The organism is Aeromonas sp. WP2-W18-CRE-05, from assembly GCF_014168615.1.
GTDB lineage: Bacteria > Pseudomonadota > Gammaproteobacteria > Enterobacterales > Aeromonadaceae > Aeromonas > Aeromonas caviae.
Window position 1 is genome coordinate 2,680,319 of sequence record NZ_AP021917.1, and the last position, 15,195, is coordinate 2,695,513.

16 protein-coding genes are annotated in these 15,195 nt (G+C 64.2%); 6 read left to right on the forward strand and 10 right to left on the reverse strand.

The features are described from left to right. Window positions 1–46 precede the first annotated feature (46 nt). The 3 genes from fruA to fruB are packed head-to-tail and all read right to left on the reverse strand — an operon-like array spanning window position 47 to window position 3,857. Complete coding sequence (fruA, locus tag H7R73_RS12555; protein ID WP_048207769.1) at window positions 47–1,771, reverse strand: PTS fructose transporter subunit IIBC; 1,725 nt, start codon at window positions 1,769–1,771, stop codon at window positions 47–49. Next, on the reverse strand, window positions 1,768–2,757 hold the full coding sequence (pfkB, locus tag H7R73_RS12560) for a 1-phosphofructokinase (protein ID WP_103260194.1): 990 nt from the start codon (window positions 2,755–2,757) through the stop codon (window positions 1,768–1,770). Before pfkB ends, fruA begins: the two co-directional genes overlap by 4 nt. Further along, window positions 2,757–3,857, reverse strand: coding sequence for a fused PTS fructose transporter subunit IIA/HPr protein (gene fruB / locus H7R73_RS12565; protein ID WP_045524909.1), 1,101 nt, complete (start codon window positions 3,855–3,857; stop codon window positions 2,757–2,759). The genes pfkB and fruB overlap by 1 nt, the downstream gene beginning before the upstream one ends. Window positions 3,858–4,164: 307 nt before the next feature. On the opposite strand from fruB, the gene cra reads away from it, so the two are divergent. From cra to H7R73_RS12585, 4 genes are all read left to right on the forward strand, one after another. Next, the gene (cra, locus tag H7R73_RS12570) at window positions 4,165–5,151 is read left to right on the forward strand and encodes a catabolite repressor/activator (protein WP_048207771.1); all 987 of its coding nucleotides are present in this window, start codon (window positions 4,165–4,167) and stop codon (window positions 5,149–5,151) included. A 306-nt stretch (window positions 5,152–5,457) separates the two neighbouring features. Then, complete coding sequence (locus H7R73_RS12575) at window positions 5,458–6,651, forward strand: aromatic amino acid transport family protein (RefSeq protein WP_103260195.1); 1,194 nt, start codon at window positions 5,458–5,460, stop codon at window positions 6,649–6,651. Between the two features lie 243 nt (window positions 6,652–6,894). Further along, window positions 6,895–7,299 (forward strand): antitoxin Xre-like helix-turn-helix domain-containing protein, encoded by a 405-nt coding sequence (locus H7R73_RS12580; RefSeq protein ID WP_041211580.1) that lies wholly within the window; start codon window positions 6,895–6,897, stop codon window positions 7,297–7,299. Further along, window positions 7,299–7,988, forward strand: a complete 690-nt coding sequence (locus H7R73_RS12585) for an RES family NAD+ phosphorylase (RefSeq protein WP_103260196.1) — start codon at window positions 7,299–7,301, stop codon at window positions 7,986–7,988. The genes H7R73_RS12580 and H7R73_RS12585 overlap by 1 nt, the downstream gene beginning before the upstream one ends. A gap of 86 nt (window positions 7,989–8,074) precedes the next feature. Here the strand turns inward: H7R73_RS12585 and H7R73_RS12590 are convergent, their stop codons facing one another. Next, window positions 8,075–9,481 (reverse strand): DEAD/DEAH box helicase, encoded by a 1,407-nt coding sequence (locus tag H7R73_RS12590; RefSeq protein ID WP_103260197.1) that lies wholly within the window; start codon window positions 9,479–9,481, stop codon window positions 8,075–8,077. Window positions 9,482–9,786: 305 nt separating this feature from the next. Here H7R73_RS12590 and H7R73_RS12595 point away from each other — a divergent pair, with 305 nt between their 5' ends. Further along, on the forward strand, window positions 9,787–10,605 hold the full coding sequence (locus tag H7R73_RS12595; RefSeq protein ID WP_103260198.1) for a substrate-binding periplasmic protein: 819 nt from the start codon (window positions 9,787–9,789) through the stop codon (window positions 10,603–10,605). Between the two features lie 87 nt (window positions 10,606–10,692). Here the strand turns inward: H7R73_RS12595 and aroC are convergent, their stop codons facing one another. Next, a complete protein-coding gene (gene aroC, locus H7R73_RS12600; RefSeq protein ID WP_010674829.1) occupies window positions 10,693–11,781 on the reverse strand; it encodes a chorismate synthase in 1,089 nt (362 codons plus the stop codon). A 16-nt stretch (window positions 11,782–11,797) separates the two neighbouring features. After that, window positions 11,798–12,733: a 50S ribosomal protein L3 N(5)-glutamine methyltransferase gene (gene prmB / locus H7R73_RS12605; protein WP_039040745.1), complete on the reverse strand. Its 936-nt coding sequence runs from the start codon at window positions 12,731–12,733 to the stop codon at window positions 11,798–11,800. Between the two features lie 65 nt (window positions 12,734–12,798). Here prmB and smrB point away from each other — a divergent pair, with 65 nt between their 5' ends. Next, complete coding sequence (smrB, locus tag H7R73_RS12610; RefSeq protein WP_041211465.1) at window positions 12,799–13,323, forward strand: endonuclease SmrB; 525 nt, start codon at window positions 12,799–12,801, stop codon at window positions 13,321–13,323. Between the two features lie 90 nt (window positions 13,324–13,413). Here the strand turns inward: smrB and H7R73_RS12615 are convergent, their stop codons facing one another. The 4 genes from H7R73_RS12615 to H7R73_RS12630 all read right to left on the reverse strand — a co-directional run bounded on the left by H7R73_RS12615 (window position 13,414) and on the right by H7R73_RS12630 (window position 15,087). Then, on the reverse strand, window positions 13,414–13,824 hold the full coding sequence (locus H7R73_RS12615; protein ID WP_042881036.1) for an SRPBCC domain-containing protein: 411 nt from the start codon (window positions 13,822–13,824) through the stop codon (window positions 13,414–13,416). Window positions 13,825–13,858: 34 nt separating this feature from the next. Next, complete coding sequence (locus H7R73_RS12620) at window positions 13,859–14,086, reverse strand: DUF4287 domain-containing protein (RefSeq protein ID WP_042863908.1); 228 nt, start codon at window positions 14,084–14,086, stop codon at window positions 13,859–13,861. Window positions 14,087–14,115: 29 nt separating this feature from the next. Next, window positions 14,116–14,514: a GFA family protein gene (locus H7R73_RS12625; protein WP_010674834.1), complete on the reverse strand. Its 399-nt coding sequence runs from the start codon at window positions 14,512–14,514 to the stop codon at window positions 14,116–14,118. Between the two features lie 207 nt (window positions 14,515–14,721). After that, window positions 14,722–15,087, reverse strand: a complete 366-nt coding sequence (locus H7R73_RS12630) for a VOC family protein (RefSeq protein WP_103260199.1) — start codon at window positions 15,085–15,087, stop codon at window positions 14,722–14,724. Between the last annotated feature and the right edge of the window lie 108 nt (window positions 15,088–15,195).

Sequence of the window (15,195 nt, forward strand, 5' to 3'; positions counted from 1 at the left end):
CCCCAGGGCCGCCTTGTAATGAAGGGTGTGTCACGCCGTGATCTCCTCAGGCGGTCGCCAGCTTGGCCTGCTCCTCGCCACGCTTGAGCATGGCGTAGGCCACCCCGGTCACCAGAGAACCGGCCGCGATCGCCAGGATGTACATCATCACATGGCTGATGGCGTTCGGGATGAAGAGCACGAACAGACCGCCGTGGGGTGCCACCAGCTCGCAGCCGAACAGCATGGAGAGCGCACCGGTCAGGGCGCCGCCCGCCATGCAGGCCGGGATGACGCGCATGGGGTCCTTGGCGGCAAACGGGATGGCCCCCTCGGAGATGAAGCACAGACCCAGCACGAAGGAGGCCTTGCCCGCTTCCTGCTCCGCCTTGATGAACTTTCTGCTGGCCAGGAAGGTCGCGATCCCCATCCCCAGTGCAGGCACCATGCCGGCGGCCATGACCGCTGCCATGGGGGCATAGGTCTTGGAGGCGAGCAGGCCGACACCGAAGGCATAGGCCGCCTTGTTGACCGGGCCACCCATGTCGAAGCACATCATGGCGCCGATGATGACACCCAGCAGCACGGCGTTGGCAGAGCCCATGTTGTTGAGGAACTCGGTCATGGCATTCATGATGCCCGCCACCGGGCCACCTACCACGTAGATCATCACCAGACCGGTGAACAGGCTGGCAAAGAGCGGAATGATGAGGATGGGCTTGAGGGCTTCCAGGGTGACCGGCAGGCGCACCTTGTCGCTCAGGAACTTGGCGCTGTAACCGGCGAGGAAGCCGCCGACGATGCCGCCAAGGAAACCGGCGCCGAGCGAGCTTGCCAGCATACCGGCGATCATGCCGGGCGCCAGACCCGGACGGTCGGCGATGGAGTAGGCGATGTAGCCTGCCAGCACCGGGATCATCAGGGCGAAGGCGGAGCCGCCACCGATCTTCATCAGGGCCGCGGCCAGCGTCCCCTCTTCCTTGAACGCTTCAATGCCGAAGATGAAGGAGAGCGCGATGATAAGGCCCCCCGCCACCACCATGGGCAGCATGAAGGAGACACCGGTCAGCAGGTGCTTGTAGGGGCCCGCCTTTTCCTCTTTCTTGACCGCAGCCGCGCCGCTGTGGCGATAGACCTTCGCCTCGGTCCAGGCCTTGTCGAGCTCGGCCCGGGTTTTCTTCAGGGCAGCCCCCGTGCTGGTGCGATAGACCGGCTTGCCATCAAAGCGCGCCATGTCCACCTCAATGTCAGTGGCGAGGAACACCAGATCGGCGGCGGCAATCTCGTCCGCCGTCAAGGCATTCTGGGCACCGACCGAGCCCTGGGTTTCGACGCGGATCTGGTGACCCAGCTGCTTGGCCATGGTCTCCAGGGCCTCGGCCGACATGAAGGTGTGGGCCACCCCGGTCGGACAGGCCGTCACCGCCACGATGCGCTTGGCACCGCTGGCCGGTTTGGCAACCACAGGTGCCGCCTCATGGCGATAGACGCTGGCACCGCTTCGCGCGGCTTCCAGCAGGGCAGCGGGATCCTGGAGCGCCAGATCCATGTCGCCCCGATAGAGCGACTTGCCGTCATAGGCGGCCAGATCCACCGGTGCGCTGGCAACGACCAGCACCAGGTCGGCGGCGGCAATCTGCTCTTTCGAGGGAACCTGACGGGGCTGCACGCTGGAGTCGACGTCGAGGGTGAGCTCCCAGCCAGCCAGTTTGGCCTGCTGTTCTATCCGTTTTGCAGCGAGAAAGCTGGTGGCAATGCCCGCCGGGCAAGCCGTAACCAGAATTGCTTTCATTGGGCATCTCCTGAGTTAGCCATCAAATGGGGTTGGGGTTGAGTCGGTGCCAGATCATCCAGACGCTGTACGCGCACCTGCTCGAGTAACGGTTTGAGCACATTGATATCGTTGAAGCCGACCGCGACCTGGCTCACCGCCAGTGCCGAGACGGCGGTGGCCAGACGCAGGGTCTGCTCCGGCGTCCAGTCCAGGCTCATGCCATGGACCAGGCCCGCCACCAGGGAGTCGCCGGCACCCACGGTGCTGACCACCTCCATGCGCGGCGGAATCGCCTGCCAGGTGGCATCCGGTGCAAACCAGATGAGGCCGTCGGCACCATTGGAGATCACCACGTTGGGGATCCCGCTGGCCTGCAGCGCGCGGGCGCACTCGGCCTGCTCGCTCAGGGTCTTCACGGGGCGACCCGCCCACTGGCTCAGCTCTTCCAGGTTGGGTTTGACCAGGGTCGGCGCCGCCTTGATCCCTTCGCTCAACGCCGCGCCGCTGCAATCGAAGATCACCTGCTTGCCCTTGGCCTTGAGCAGGCGAATGAGGCGCGCGCAGTAATCGGGGGCCACCCCTTTGGACAGGCTGCCCGCCAGCACGAACCAGTCGGTGTGGGGAGCCAGTCGCTCCAGCGCCGCTTCCAGGGCGCTGACATCGCCTTCCTGCACGGCGAGTCCCGGCAGATTGAGATCGGTCACCCGGCCGGATTGTTCGGAGATCTTGACGTTGATCCGGGTGTCGCCCGCCACGCGCACGAAGTGATCGGCAAGGGCACGTTCCTCGAACAGGGAGACAAAGCTCTGCTGGTTGCCCTCACCGAGCCAGCCGGTCAGGCCTACGTCACGGCCGAGATCTTTCAAGACCATGGCGACGTTGATCCCCTTGCCCGCGGCGCGCAAGTTGGCCTCACTCACCAGATTGACCTCGCCAGGGTGCATGACCTCCAGACGGGTGGTGAGATCGAGCGCGGGATTGAGGGTGATGGTGACGATGTCCATCAGTGCGCCCCCTCGCCCAAGCCGGCGGCAATGGCTTCGCCAATGCCCTTGAGGGCTGCTTCGGCATCCGCTCCTTCGGCGCGAAACGCCAGACGATGACCGCACTTGACCCCAAGCCCGATCACCTTCATCAGGCTCTTGGCAGAGACGGCTTCACCGCTGCCATCGAGGTTGGCGACGCGGATGTCGGATTCATACTCCTTGGCCACCTTGACCAGCATGGCGCCCGGACGGGCGTGCAGACCGTGGGGGTTGATGATGGTGAAGGTCTCGGACAGCCCGCTCGCCGGACCCGCCTGCAACATGGCAAGACCGTCGTTGCCAGAGAGGGTGGCCAGCTGGCCGGCTGCGGCCAGCTTGGCCAGATTCTCGAGTTGCGGCAAATGGCCGCTATCTGCGGCACACAGCAGCAGCAGGGCGCTGACCGGCAATTCACCGACGTTCAGCGGGGTGCTCGGAGTGGCCAGCACCCAACCGGTCTGGGCCGCTTGCGCACGGGCCAGCCAGATGCCCTCCCCCAGGTGAACAGGCTGACTGGCCAGGAGGGCGCTCACCATGGCGGCGTCTCCCCAGCCTGCGGATTTGGCGCGGGCCGCAGCCCCCAGCAGCAACTGGTCCTGGTCGTCGGCCGGGAAGTCCGCCAGGGTCAGGTATTGCACCTCTTTGGCGCCAGTCGCGCCAGTCAGAATATTGATGATGGTCTCTTCGTCGGTCGCCCCCTTGAGCTGGGCTGCGGCCTGCTCGTCACCCAGCACGTGGGTGAGCTGGCGCAAGATCCCCAGGTGCTCATCGGACTTGGCGGCGATGCCGATGGCGACGTAGGCAATCTGCCCCTCGTCCCACTCGATGCCGTGGGGGAACTGGGCCACCATGACGCCGGTGCTCTTCACCAGATGACGGGTGTCCGTGGTGCCGTGGGGAATGGCGATACCGCTGCCAAGATAGGTGGCGTGCTGCGCTTCCCGCGCCAGCATGCCGTCCACGTAACCTGCTTCAACCAGACCGGCGTCGGTCAGTTTGCTTGCCAGCAGGGCGATGGCGTCCGCCTTGGTCGTCACCGATTGTCCCAGCAGGATTTGCTGTCGCGCCAACTTCAACATAGAGATTCTCCATCAGGTCCGGCTTCGCCTCGCGGCGTACCGGCTCAACTCAACTCGATTTTTGGGTAACTTGCCTGCTGACAATAGACGGTGATCTCTCGCTTTGGTGAGCCGGAACCCATTTCCAAGTGCAGATAATCATCCGTTACTGACAAGCTGAATCGTTTCACTTACACTCAGACTGAATCGTTTCAGCGCATTGTTCAAGATCCCGCAGAAAGTACGTTTCAATGATATGATCCCGCGCACACTTTTCGGCGCCCCAACCAGGAACCGGCGCGGGCCTTGCAACTCAAACAGAGCCAACATGATGAAACTGGATGAAATCGCCGCGCTGGCCGGTGTCTCTCGCACCACCGCCAGCTATGTGATCAATGGCAAGGCCGATCAATACCGCATCAGCCAGGCAACCCGCGACAAGGTGATGGCCGTGGTCCATGCCCACAACTATCAGCCGGACAGCCGCGCCGCTTCCCTGCGCGGCGGCCAGACCCGCACCCTCGGCTTCATCCTGCCCGACCTCGAAAACGCCAGTTACGCCAAGCTCGCCAAGCGCCTGGAGCAAGGGGCCCGCACCCAGGGATATCAGTTGCTCATCGTATGCTCGGAGGACGATCCGGACACCGAAAAGGAGCTGGCCCGGATGCTGGTGAGCCGCCATGTGGACGCGCTCCTGGTGGCAAGCTGCCTCCCCCCGGCGGATCCCTTCTATCTGGAGCAGCAGTCCCGGGGCGTGCAGATCCTCGCCATCGACCGTGCCATGGCCACCGAGCATTTCGTCACCGTGGCGAGTGAAAACCAGAAGGCGAGCCTGGACCTCACCGCCTCCCTGCTCACCCCGGCCATCGGTCATATCGCCTTGATCACTGCTCTGCCGGAACTGACGATCAGCCAGGAGCGGAAAGCGGGCTTCGAGCAGGCCATTGCCAGTCACAGTGCGACCCGCCACCTGTGTGAAGGGGCCCACTTCTCGCGCACCGAAGGGTATCGCCTGATCAAGACGCTCCATCAACAGCTCGGCCAACTGCCCGAGGCGCTGATCACCACCTCCTACATCCTGATGGAGGGGGTGCTCGACTACCTGCTGGAGCAGGAGGCCGACATGAGCCAGCTCGCCATGGCCACCTTCGGGGATGACCGCCTGCTCGATTTCCTCCCCTTTGGCATCAACTCCCTGCCCCAGCAGCACGACGCCCTGGCAAGCCAGGCCCTGGCGCTGGCCCTCAAGGCGGTCAATGGCGACTACCAGAGCGGCTTGCACTATGTGAGCCGCACCCTCAAACGCCGCCGCTGACGCGAAACGGACGTGCCGAAGGCGACCACGGTCGCCTTTGCGTGTTTTTACGCCATCCACTCCAGACAACTGTCATCATTTATTTCCACACAAGCGCCTTTCACAGTAGAACCTTCGCTCACTCCCGCTTGTTTTCGATATTTTAATCGGCTAACGTGGCAACCCTGTTTTACAACCTGCGGCTGTTCGTAACGATGTCTCCACTCCGATATTGCTAGCCTCCGGCTTTTCCCCGGAGGCGTCTCCCGACACAGCCAACTGGCTCTCTCTTGTTTGCAACAGCGCCCTCACTTTCGGATGGATGACATGAATACCAAGACCCTGGGTTGTACCCTGTTGATTGCCGGCACCACCATAGGCGCCGGCATGCTGGCCCTGCCGCTGGCCTCCTCGTCCCTGGGCGGCCCCGCCACCCTGATGCTGATGATCGGCCTCTGGGCCCTGATGGCCTTCACCGCCATGCTGCAGGTGGAAGCCAGCCTCAGCACCGGCAAGTGGTACCTGCACCAGCTGGCGGATCACCTGCTCGGCCCCTGGGGCAAGGGCATCGCCTCCTTCTGCATCCTGATGCTGTTCTACGCCCTGGCCTCCGCCTACATCAGCGGCGGCAGCAGCCTGCTGGCCCAGGCATTGGCCGATGCCGGCCTTCCCCTCGGCCAGGAGCAGGCGGCCTGGGTCTTTACCCTGCTGTTTGGCGGCATGGTGTGCATCGGCACCAGGCAGGTGGATTACCTCAACCGCCTGATGTTCACCGTGAAGCTGGTGATCATGGTGGCGGTGCTGGCACTGCTGCTGCCCCGCGCCCAGGGGCAGCACCTGCTCTCCATGCCCCTCGGGGAAGGCTTGCTGCTGGCGGGCCTGCCGGTCATCTTCACCTCTTTCGGCTTCCACGGCTCCATCCCGAGCGTCATGCTCTACCTCGGGGACAACCCCAGGCAGTTACGCCGGGTCTTCGTGTGGGGCTCCGCCTTGCCACTCGTGCTCTACGTGCTGTGGCAGGTCGCCATTCTGGGGCTGCTGGGCCAGCAATCCCTGATCCAGACCGGCGGCGCCCTGGACAGCCTGCTGGCCAACGTCGGCGGCCTGGTGAGCTGGCCCGCCTTCAACCAGGCGATGCATCTGTTTGCGGATCTCGCGCTCGCCACCTCCTTCCTCGGAGTGACCCTGGGACTGTTCGACTTCATGGCCAAGGTGACCCGTCGCAAGGACAACTGGCAGGGGCGCACCCAGACCGGCCTCATCACCTTCGTGCCGCCCCTGCTGTTCGCCCTCTACTTCCCGCAAGGCTTCATCATGGCGCTCGGTTACGCCGCCATTGCGCTGGCGGTGCTGGCGGTGCTGCTGCCGGTGGCCTTGGTGTGGCAGAGCCGCAAGCAGGCCGAGGCGCACCACTACCGCGCCCCGGGTGGCGTACTGGCCCTGGGTCTGGCCGGTGCCATGGGGGTACTGATCGTCGGGGTACAGGTCAGCGTCAGCATGGGACTGCTGCCCGCCCTCTGATTTCCCCGACCCGACAAGCAGAAACGCCGCAAAGAGACACGCCCCGCCAACCCAGTTGGCGGGGCGTTTCATTGGCACGGGCTCACTTGGCCGACCCACACCACTCAGCGCGAAATCCATCCAATAATGAACATTTGAGTGCAACCATGTATAGATATGTACATGACTGCGCCCCTGCCCTACACTGCTTAGCAGACAACCCATGATCCCGTGCCCGTCTGGCACGCCAACCCGGGAGGCAACATGGTCGCCACCGCATCTCTTCCCCGACAACAGCCCGCCGTCGATCCCAGCAAGGCCCTGCCCGTGGTGTTTCGCATCCTGGACAAATGGCAGTGCAGCACGGATGAACAGCTCAGGCTGCTTGGCATTACCTCCCGCTCCACCCTGAACAAGTACAAGGAGGCCAGCGGCGGCATTCGGCTGAGCGCCGATCTCCAGGAGCGGATGAGCTATTTGCTCAACATCCACAAGAGCCTGCGGCTACTGTTCAGCCTGGATGAGAGCATCTATGGCTGGGTGCGCAAACCCAACAGCCACCCCTTCTTCGCCGGGCGCAGCGCCATGGAGGTCATGCAGGGTGGGCGGGTGGCCGATCTCTACGAAGTGGCCACCCGGCTGCACGCCTGGCGCGGGGAGATGGCCTGATGTCCTCCCCGCCCTTGCGCGCCTTCCACAATGCCTGCGCCTATCGCATCATTCCGAGCCGCTTTCCCCCCATCTGCCTCTATGAAGACGTCGCTACCGCCGACGAGCTGGAGGCGGTCTGGGCCGTCGAGGCCCTGACCAACGACAGGCTGAGGGAAGAGGCGGGCGAGCTGATGCGGGTGCCCAGGGAAGACTGGCTGGTGGGGCTGCCCGGCGGCAGCTATGTGATGGCCGCCTTCACCCACCTCAATCCCGAGGGTGCCCGTTTCACCACGGGGGACTTTGGCGGCTACTATTGTGCCCCCTCCCTCGACACCGGCATCAAGGAGACGGTCTACCACAGGGAGCGGATCTTCGGGTACACCCGGGAGCCGGCCCAGAAGGTGCAGATGCGGGTGATCCAGGCGCAGTTCAGCGCCAGCCTCATCGACATCACGGGCCCGGCGTTTCTGCCAGGCCCCCTCTATCACGCCACCGATTACGGCCCCGCCCAGGCCTTCGCCCGGGAGCAGAAGGTTGCCGGGGCGGACGGCATCCACTACCGCTCGGTGCGCCACCCCGGTCACGACTGTCACGTGCTCTATCGCCCCCGTCTGGTCAGCCGGGTGGACCACGCCCGTCATCTGGAGTACCACTGGAGCGGCGAGGCCATCACCCATGTGCTGGAGATCCGCCTCTACGGTGAATAGCGTCTACCAGGACAAAAAAAGCCCCGCCAGATTGGCGGGGCTTTTTACATCAACCGAACAGTGGGGAAGCCTGGCTCCCTGACCGCTTACTGGTTGTGGCTGGCGCGACGGGGACGACGGGCCTGGGCCGGTTTGCCGGCACCATCGGCCGGACGCTGGCCGCCCTGAGGCTTGGGCTTGCCGCCGTTGCCAGTGCGATTGCCACCGCCGTTACCACCGGCGCCATTGCCGGAGCGACCGGCCCCCTGACGCTGGCCCTGGCCTTGCGGACGCGGCGCACGGCGCTGCTCGCTCGGATCCCGCGGCTCTTTGCGAAGCGGCGCGCCGATGCCACGGGCGATGTTGTCGAGGGTCTCGCGGGAGGCTTCAAAACCGGCCACCTGCTCGCAGGGGATGCTCTGCTTGGTCAGCCGCTCGATGGCCTTGATGAGCTTGCCCTCATCGGCGGCCACCAGGGAGATGGCGTGACCGGCCGCGCCGGCACGGCCGGTACGGCCGATACGGTGCACGTAATCTTCCGCCACGTTCGGCAGCTCGAAGTTGACCACCTGGGGCAGTTTGTCGATGTCCAGGCCGCGGGCGGCGATGTCGGTCGCCACCAGCACCTTGACGCTGCCATCCTTGAAACCGGCCAGGGCACGGGTACGGGCACCCTGGCTCTTGTTGCCGTGGATGGCGGCGGCGCTGACGCCGTTCTTGTCGAGGGTCTCGGCAACGCGGTTGGCCATGTGCTTGGTACGGGTGAACACCAGCACCTGCTGCCAGTCGTTGCTGGTGACCAGATGGCTCAGCAGGGCAATCTTGTTGGCCTTGTCGCAGGGGTGCACCAGCTGCTCGATGCGCTCGGCGGTGCTGTTGCGCGGGGTCACTTCGATCACCGCCGGGTTGTCCAGCAGACCGGTGGCCAGCTCGCGAATTTCGTCGGCGAAGGTGGCGGAGAAGAGCAGGTTCTGGCGTTTCTTCGGCAGCAGGGCCAGGATGCGGCGGATGTCGCGGATAAAGCCCATGTCGAGCATGCGATCCGCTTCGTCCAGTACCAGGATCTCCACTTCGTCGAACTTGACGGCGTTCTGGTTGTAGAGATCCATCAGGCGGCCCGGGCAGGCCACCAGCACGTCCAGACCACGGCGGGTCGCCATCATCTGGGGGTTGATGCTCACGCCGCCGAATACCACGTGGCTGCGGATCGGCAGGTGCTTGCCGTAGTTGCGCACGCTCTCGCCCACCTGGGCGGCCAGCTCGCGGGTCGGGGTCAGCACCAGGGCGCGGATGCGGTTCGGGGAGACCTTGCGCTTGCTTTCAGTCAGACGCTGCAGCATCGGCAGGGTGAAACCTGCGGTCTTGCCGGTCCCGGTCTGGGCGGCGGCCATCAGATCACGGCCAGCCAGTACCGCCGGGATCGCTTGTTGCTGAATGGGAGACGGGGTGTCGTAGCCTTGCTCGGCAACGGCACGCAACAAGGGTTCGGCCAGACCGAGGGAAGTAAAACTCATAGTTACCTGCTAGGGATAGGGGCGCCAAAGATCGTGGTGGGGCTCCTCTGCTGAGCCGATGCCATCTCACAGGATCCGGGCCTATAGAGAAAACAACGATTTCCCCGGGGAGCAGAGCAAAGGGGAAAGAATAGAGGCGCAGTCTAACGGAGTTGGCGCACTTAGACGAGGAAAATGTGATGCGCCTCCCAGCACGGCTGGAAATAGCGACAAAGGCAGGACAAAATGGCCCGAATCACCGTATGTATCAACACCCCTGCACAGCCTGCCGGGGACGGCGCGATACACGGAACAGGAGGTTTTGATTGAAACGGAAGTTCACCCCCACCGCCCGGCGCATGCTGGGCCTCGTCTTGCCCCTGCTCTTCGCCCAGCCCCTCGTCGCCAGGGAGACCCTGTCGGTGGCCTGGAGCCACTGGCCCCCCTTCAGTCAAATCGCTGCCGACGGCACCCTCGGCGGACTGGACGTGACCCTGACCCGCCAGATCCTGGGCAAGGCAGGCGTGGAGCCCGCCTTTCGCAATCTCCCCTGGGCCCGGGCCCTCTACCTCATGGAGCGCCAGCAGCTGGACGTGGCCATGGGCGCCCTGAAAACCCCCGAGCGGGAGCGGTTCGCCCGCTTCTCCGCCCCCTATCGGCGCGCCAGCTTCGTGCTGCTGAGCCAGCGCCCGCAGGCCGGGGAGCCCGAGGGCTGGCGAGAGATCACGGAGCTGGCAACCCTGTGCCAGGCCAAGGGGCTGCGCCTTGGCAAGCTGCGGGGCACCCGCCCCCTGCCGATGAGCGAGGAGTGCCCAGCCCTCGGGCAGGCGAGCGAATACAACAGCGATGACAGGCTGCTCACCCTCTTGCTGGCGCGTCGCCTCGACGGCGTCATCATGGAGTGGCAATACGCCCGCTACCGGCTCGGCCAGCTCGGGGCGAGCGACGTCATACAGTGTGAGGTGCTCTTGCACCAGCAGCCGGTGCGCCTGATGTTTGCCAAAGAGGCCGTGAACGATGAGGCGCTCGCCCGCATCGATGCCGCCATCGCCGCCCTGCCCTCACCGGATCCCGCCTTTGCGCCGCCCCGCTGCCGCCTGGATGCAACCCGGACCCCATCGCTCTCGACGCCATCGGCCCCCTGACGCCGACGCCGGAAAAAATCCATGAAAAAGGCGACCCTGGGGTCGCCTTGTCGTTCCTGGTGATCACTCACCCTGCCCGCAGCATGATCAGCGCAGTTGCGGGGTCTGGGTGTGCACGCCCTGGTTCTGGGCGCGGTGGCGCAGCAGGTGATCCATCAGCACCAGGGCCAGCATGGCCTCGGCGATGGGCACGGCACGGATGCCGACGCAGGGGTCGTGACGACCCTTGGTGATCATCTCGGTGGCCTCACCGCTGGTGGTGATGGTCTTGCCCGGCACCGTGATGCTGGAGGTAGGCTTGAGGGCCATGCTCACCACGATCTCCTGACCCGACGAAATGCCCCCCAGGATGCCCCCCGCATGATTGCTGGCAAAGCCGGCCGGAGTCATCTCGTCCCGGTGCTCCGAGCCTTTTTGCTCCACCACCGCGAAGCCGTCACCGATCTCCACCCCTTTCACCGCGTTGATGCCCATCATGGCGTGGGCGATGTCGGCGTCGAGGCGGTCGAACACCGGCTCCCCCAGGCCCACCGGCACGTTGCGCGCCACGACGCACACCTTGGCCCCCACGCTGTTGCCCTCTTTCTTGAGGGCACGCATGTATTCATCCAGCGCCTCCAGCTTGCCCGCATCGGGGAAGAAGAAGGGGTTCTGCTCGATCTGGCTCTCGTCGAACCCTTCCGCCTTGATGGGGCCGAGCTGGGAGAGAAAACCCACGATCTCGATGCCGTGCACCTGTTTCAGGTACTTCTTGGCGATGGCCCCCGCCGCGACCCGCATGGCGGTCTCGCGGGCCGAGGAGCGGCCGCCGCCACGGTAGTCACGCTGGCCGTACTTCTGGTGATAGGTGTAGTCGGCGTGCCCCGGACGGAACAGATCCTTGATCTCGGAGTAGTCCTTGGAGCGCTGATCGGTGTTCTCGATGAGCAGCCCGATGGAGGTGCCCGTGGTCTTGCCCTCGAACACCCCGGAGAGGATCTTCACCTCGTCCGCCTCGCGGCGCTGGGTGGTGTAGCGGGAGGTGCCGGGCTTGCGCCTGTCCAGATCCCCCTGCAAATCGTCTTCGCTTATCTCCAGCCCCGGCGGGCAGCCGTCGACCACGGCGCCCAGCGCCAGACCGTGGCTCTCGCCGAAGGTGGTGACCCGAAAGAGTTGGCCGAAACTGTTCCCTGCCATGGATGCTCCTTGCTGCTTAGTTCTTGTAAATGGCGAAATGGGCCTGGTACTGCTCGAGCTCTGCGCGGGTCATCACAAAGACGCCGTGGCCGCCGTTTTCGAACTCGACCCAGGTGAAGGGCACCTCGGGGAACTGGGCTTCCAGGTGGATCATGCTGTTGCCCACCTCGACCACCAGCACCCCATCCTCTTTCAGGAAGTCGGCGGCATTGGCCAGCAGGCGCTTGGTGAGCTTGAGGCCGTCGGAGCCAGATGCCAGGGCCAGCTCCGGCTCGTGGCGAAACTCCTCCGGCAGATCCGACATGTCCTCGGAGTCCACATAGGGCGGGTTGGAGACGATGAGATCGTACTTGTCACCGGCCGGCAGATCCCGGAACAGATCGGAGCGAATGGGGATGACCTGCTGCTCCAGCCCGTGATCGTTGATGTTGCGCTCGGCCACGTTGAGGGCATCGACGCTGATGTCGATGGCATCCACTTCCGCATGGGGGAACTCATGGGCCATGATGATGGCGATGCAGCCGGAGCCGGTGCACAAGTCCATGATCCGGGTCGGTTCGTCTTTCAGGAAGGGGGCGAAGCGGTTGGCCACCATCTCGGCGATGGGGGAGCGCGGAATGAGCACCCGCTCGTCCACGTAGAACTCCCAGCCCGCATACCAGGCCTTGTTGGTCAGGTAGGGTGCCGGAATGCGCTCCTGCACGCGGCGGATGATGAGCTCGGCGATGCGGTGGCGCTCGCTGGTGGTCAGGCGGGAGTGGCGCATGGCGGGATCCACGTCCGGCGGCAGATGTAACGCGGGCAGCACCAGTTGCACGGCCTCATCCCAGGCGTTGTCGGTACCATGTCCGTAGAAGATCCCGGCGTCGTTGAAACGACTCATGGCCCAGCGCAACATGTCCTGGATGGTGTGCATTTCGGCAACCACCTCATCGATAAATATCTTGTCCAAATCCACCTCCAAGTCGAGTAATATCCGGCCCGAGAATTTTATACAGCGAGCAAGACGAGTACCTGATGAAAAAAACGCCCTCACTCACAGACGAGGAAAGCCTGCTGTTTCGTGATGCTGTCAAAGGTACCCGGAAAATTAAGCAAGATACCATAAGGGCCTCCTCAAGCCCGGTCAAGCAGAAACGCGAAGTGCGCGAGAGCCGCGAAAAGCTTGGGGTTGACCACTTTTTCAGCGACGAGTACCAGCCCCATCTCGAGGCGGACGGGCCGACCCGTTACGTGCGCGACGACGTGTCAAAATTCGAGCTGAAAAAGCTCAAGCGCGGCAGCTACCCGCCGGAGATTTATCTGGATCTGCACGGCATGAACCAGCACCAGGCCAAGCAGGAGCTGGCGGCCCTGCTCACCCTGTGCCGAAAAGAGAACATCCACGTCGCCTCGGTGATGCACGGCATCGGCAAGCACATCCTCAAGCAGCGCATCCCGAGCTGGCTGGCCCAGCACCCCGCTGTGCGCGCCTTTCACCAGGCGCCGCGGGAGTGGGGGGGCGAGAGCGCCATCCTGGTGCTGCTGGACATCGAGGAGTGACCCCCTTCCCCGCCCCGCCTTGCTCCGGGCGAACGCCATAAAAAAACCACCGCCAGCTTGCGGTGGTTTTTTCTTGGCGCCCCACAGGGGTCAGCCGGCGGCCTCCATATGGCGCTTGAAGTTATCCAGGATGCTCTGCCACCCCGCCCGCTGCTGTTCGCCGCTGTGCAGGGACTCGGCATCGAACCGCTCCTCCACCCGGGTGCCCCCCTGCTCTGCCACGAACCGCACGCTCACCTCGCGGCCATCGTCCATGACGTAGCCGAGCCCCGTCGGCGCGGTGACCTCGGTGAAGGTCCCCTCGAAATCAAACCCCGTGCTGCCATCCCGCGCCGCCATGTGGTGGCAAAAACGCCCACCCACCCGCAGGTCCACCCGGCTTTGGGGGCAGTGCCACTGCGGGGAGGCGGCGTTCCACGCCATGATGCTGGCGGGGGTGTTCCAGCCCTGCCACACATCGGCAATCGGCCTGGCAACCCAGACGCTGACGCTTATCTTCATCTCTCTGCTCCTCTGGTTTTGCACTGTGGCACTGTCATGCCACGCCGGGCGCATCGGGCTGCGCCAAAAAGTGGGCCACCAGGGCATTGGCATGGCCGTGACCCATGGCGTGTTCGTCCTTGAGCCAGGCCACCAGGGCCATGTGTTTGCGCTCCTCCCGCCCTGCCAGCAGGGTCAGCCAGTGGACGATGGGCTGGCCGTATTTCTGCTCGATGGCGGGAAAATAGGAGGCAGGCCCCTTCACCTTCGGTTGTTCATCCATGATGGCTTCTCCTCGGGGTGAGTACAGGCTCAGGGTTTGGGGGCGAACTGCTCGAACACCTGCTGCCCGGTCAGGGTCGGGGTGTCGTTCTTGAGGGCATAGAAGTCGGGTTTCTCGTCGATGAAAATCTGCCCGGTGAGCTCGAACCCCTGATCCTGAAACAGGCCGGCAGAGAGGATGTACTCGTCCGTCGGCAACAGATGGTAGAAAAGATGGGTGCCGCAGGTGGGGCAGAATCCGCGCTCCGCCCACTCCGACGAGCGGTAGGCCACCGGGGTCATCCCGGTGAACCGCACGCCCTTGCCCCCGTGCACCGCGAACATGGGCCCCCCTGACCAGCGCCGGCACATGGCGCAGTGACACAGGTTGACCTCCTTGTGATCGCCGCTCGACACGGTGATCCCGCCACACAGACAATGTCCTTCCATGATGCCTCCTGAGAGTTGGGGCGACAGACCGGGCGAACGGGTGCTCGCCTTCTTGCCGCACCAGATGAAGTAGCACGGGATCCGGGGGGCGGCAACTGACCATTCCGGGGCCTCACCGCGGGGCTGAGGCTCCCGGAGCGGGAAGATTCCCCTCTTTATTCATCGCGTGAATGATTCAACACACCCCATGCACCGGATAAATAATGGTCAGGTTCCCTCCTGCAAGGCGATGCGATTCCCCTCGCAATCCCGACACTCCGCCACCCGGAGGCCCTCCCCGACCCGGGTGACGGGATAGAGACAGGCTCCGCCCGATGCCAGTGCCCGGGCCATGGTCCCCTCGATGTCAGGCACCCGCAGATAGATCCGGGTGCCATCCAGGCTCGGCACATAGCTATCCCCCTTCGCCAAGGCGCCGGAGCAGCCCGCCGTGCCACCTTCCAGGGGAAATAGCGCCATCTCGTTGCCATCGATCTGCACCCGCTCCAGCACCGTCTCGAAGACCCCCTCATAGAAGCGGATGGCTCTCTCCATATCCTGTACCGGAATTTCAAAATGAATGGCGATGTTCATGGTTATCCTCCCTCGGTGTGAATCCGCACTCTATCAGTGCCAAAAGAGGCGCAGCAAGCCAGCGCGGCGATCAACAAGGGAGGCGCGCGGCCTCCCCGGGGTGCTTGC

Bases quoted from the DNA above. Each gene is read 5' to 3' on its own strand.
- smrB (WP_041211465.1), top strand. From the start codon at position 12,799: ATGAAAAAAACGCCCTCACTCACAGACGAGGAAAGCCTGCTGTTTCGT.
- H7R73_RS12625 (WP_010674834.1), bottom strand. From the start codon at position 14,514: ATGGAAGGACATTGTCTGTGTGGCGGGATCACCGTGTCGAGCGGCGAT.
- pfkB (WP_103260194.1), bottom strand. From the start codon at position 2,757: ATGGACATCGTCACCATCACCCTCAATCCCGCGCTCGATCTCACCACC.
- aroC (WP_010674829.1), bottom strand. From the start codon at position 11,781: ATGGCAGGGAACAGTTTCGGCCAACTCTTTCGGGTCACCACCTTCGGC.
- fruA (WP_048207769.1), bottom strand. From the start codon at position 1,771: ATGAAAGCAATTCTGGTTACGGCTTGCCCGGCGGGCATTGCCACCAGC.
- H7R73_RS12575 (WP_103260195.1), top strand. From the start codon at position 5,458: ATGAATACCAAGACCCTGGGTTGTACCCTGTTGATTGCCGGCACCACC.
- H7R73_RS12620 (WP_042863908.1), bottom strand. From the start codon at position 14,086: ATGGATGAACAACCGAAGGTGAAGGGGCCTGCCTCCTATTTTCCCGCC.
- H7R73_RS12585 (WP_103260196.1), top strand. From the start codon at position 7,299: ATGTCCTCCCCGCCCTTGCGCGCCTTCCACAATGCCTGCGCCTATCGC.
- H7R73_RS12630 (WP_103260199.1), bottom strand. From the start codon at position 15,087: ATGAACATCGCCATTCATTTTGAAATTCCGGTACAGGATATGGAGAGA.
- cra (WP_048207771.1), top strand. From the start codon at position 4,165: ATGATGAAACTGGATGAAATCGCCGCGCTGGCCGGTGTCTCTCGCACC.
- H7R73_RS12590 (WP_103260197.1), bottom strand. From the start codon at position 9,481: ATGAGTTTTACTTCCCTCGGTCTGGCCGAACCCTTGTTGCGTGCCGTT.
- fruB (WP_045524909.1), bottom strand. From the start codon at position 3,857: ATGTTGAAGTTGGCGCGACAGCAAATCCTGCTGGGACAATCGGTGACG.
- H7R73_RS12615 (WP_042881036.1), bottom strand. From the start codon at position 13,824: ATGAAGATAAGCGTCAGCGTCTGGGTTGCCAGGCCGATTGCCGATGTG.
- H7R73_RS12580 (WP_041211580.1), top strand. From the start codon at position 6,895: ATGGTCGCCACCGCATCTCTTCCCCGACAACAGCCCGCCGTCGATCCC.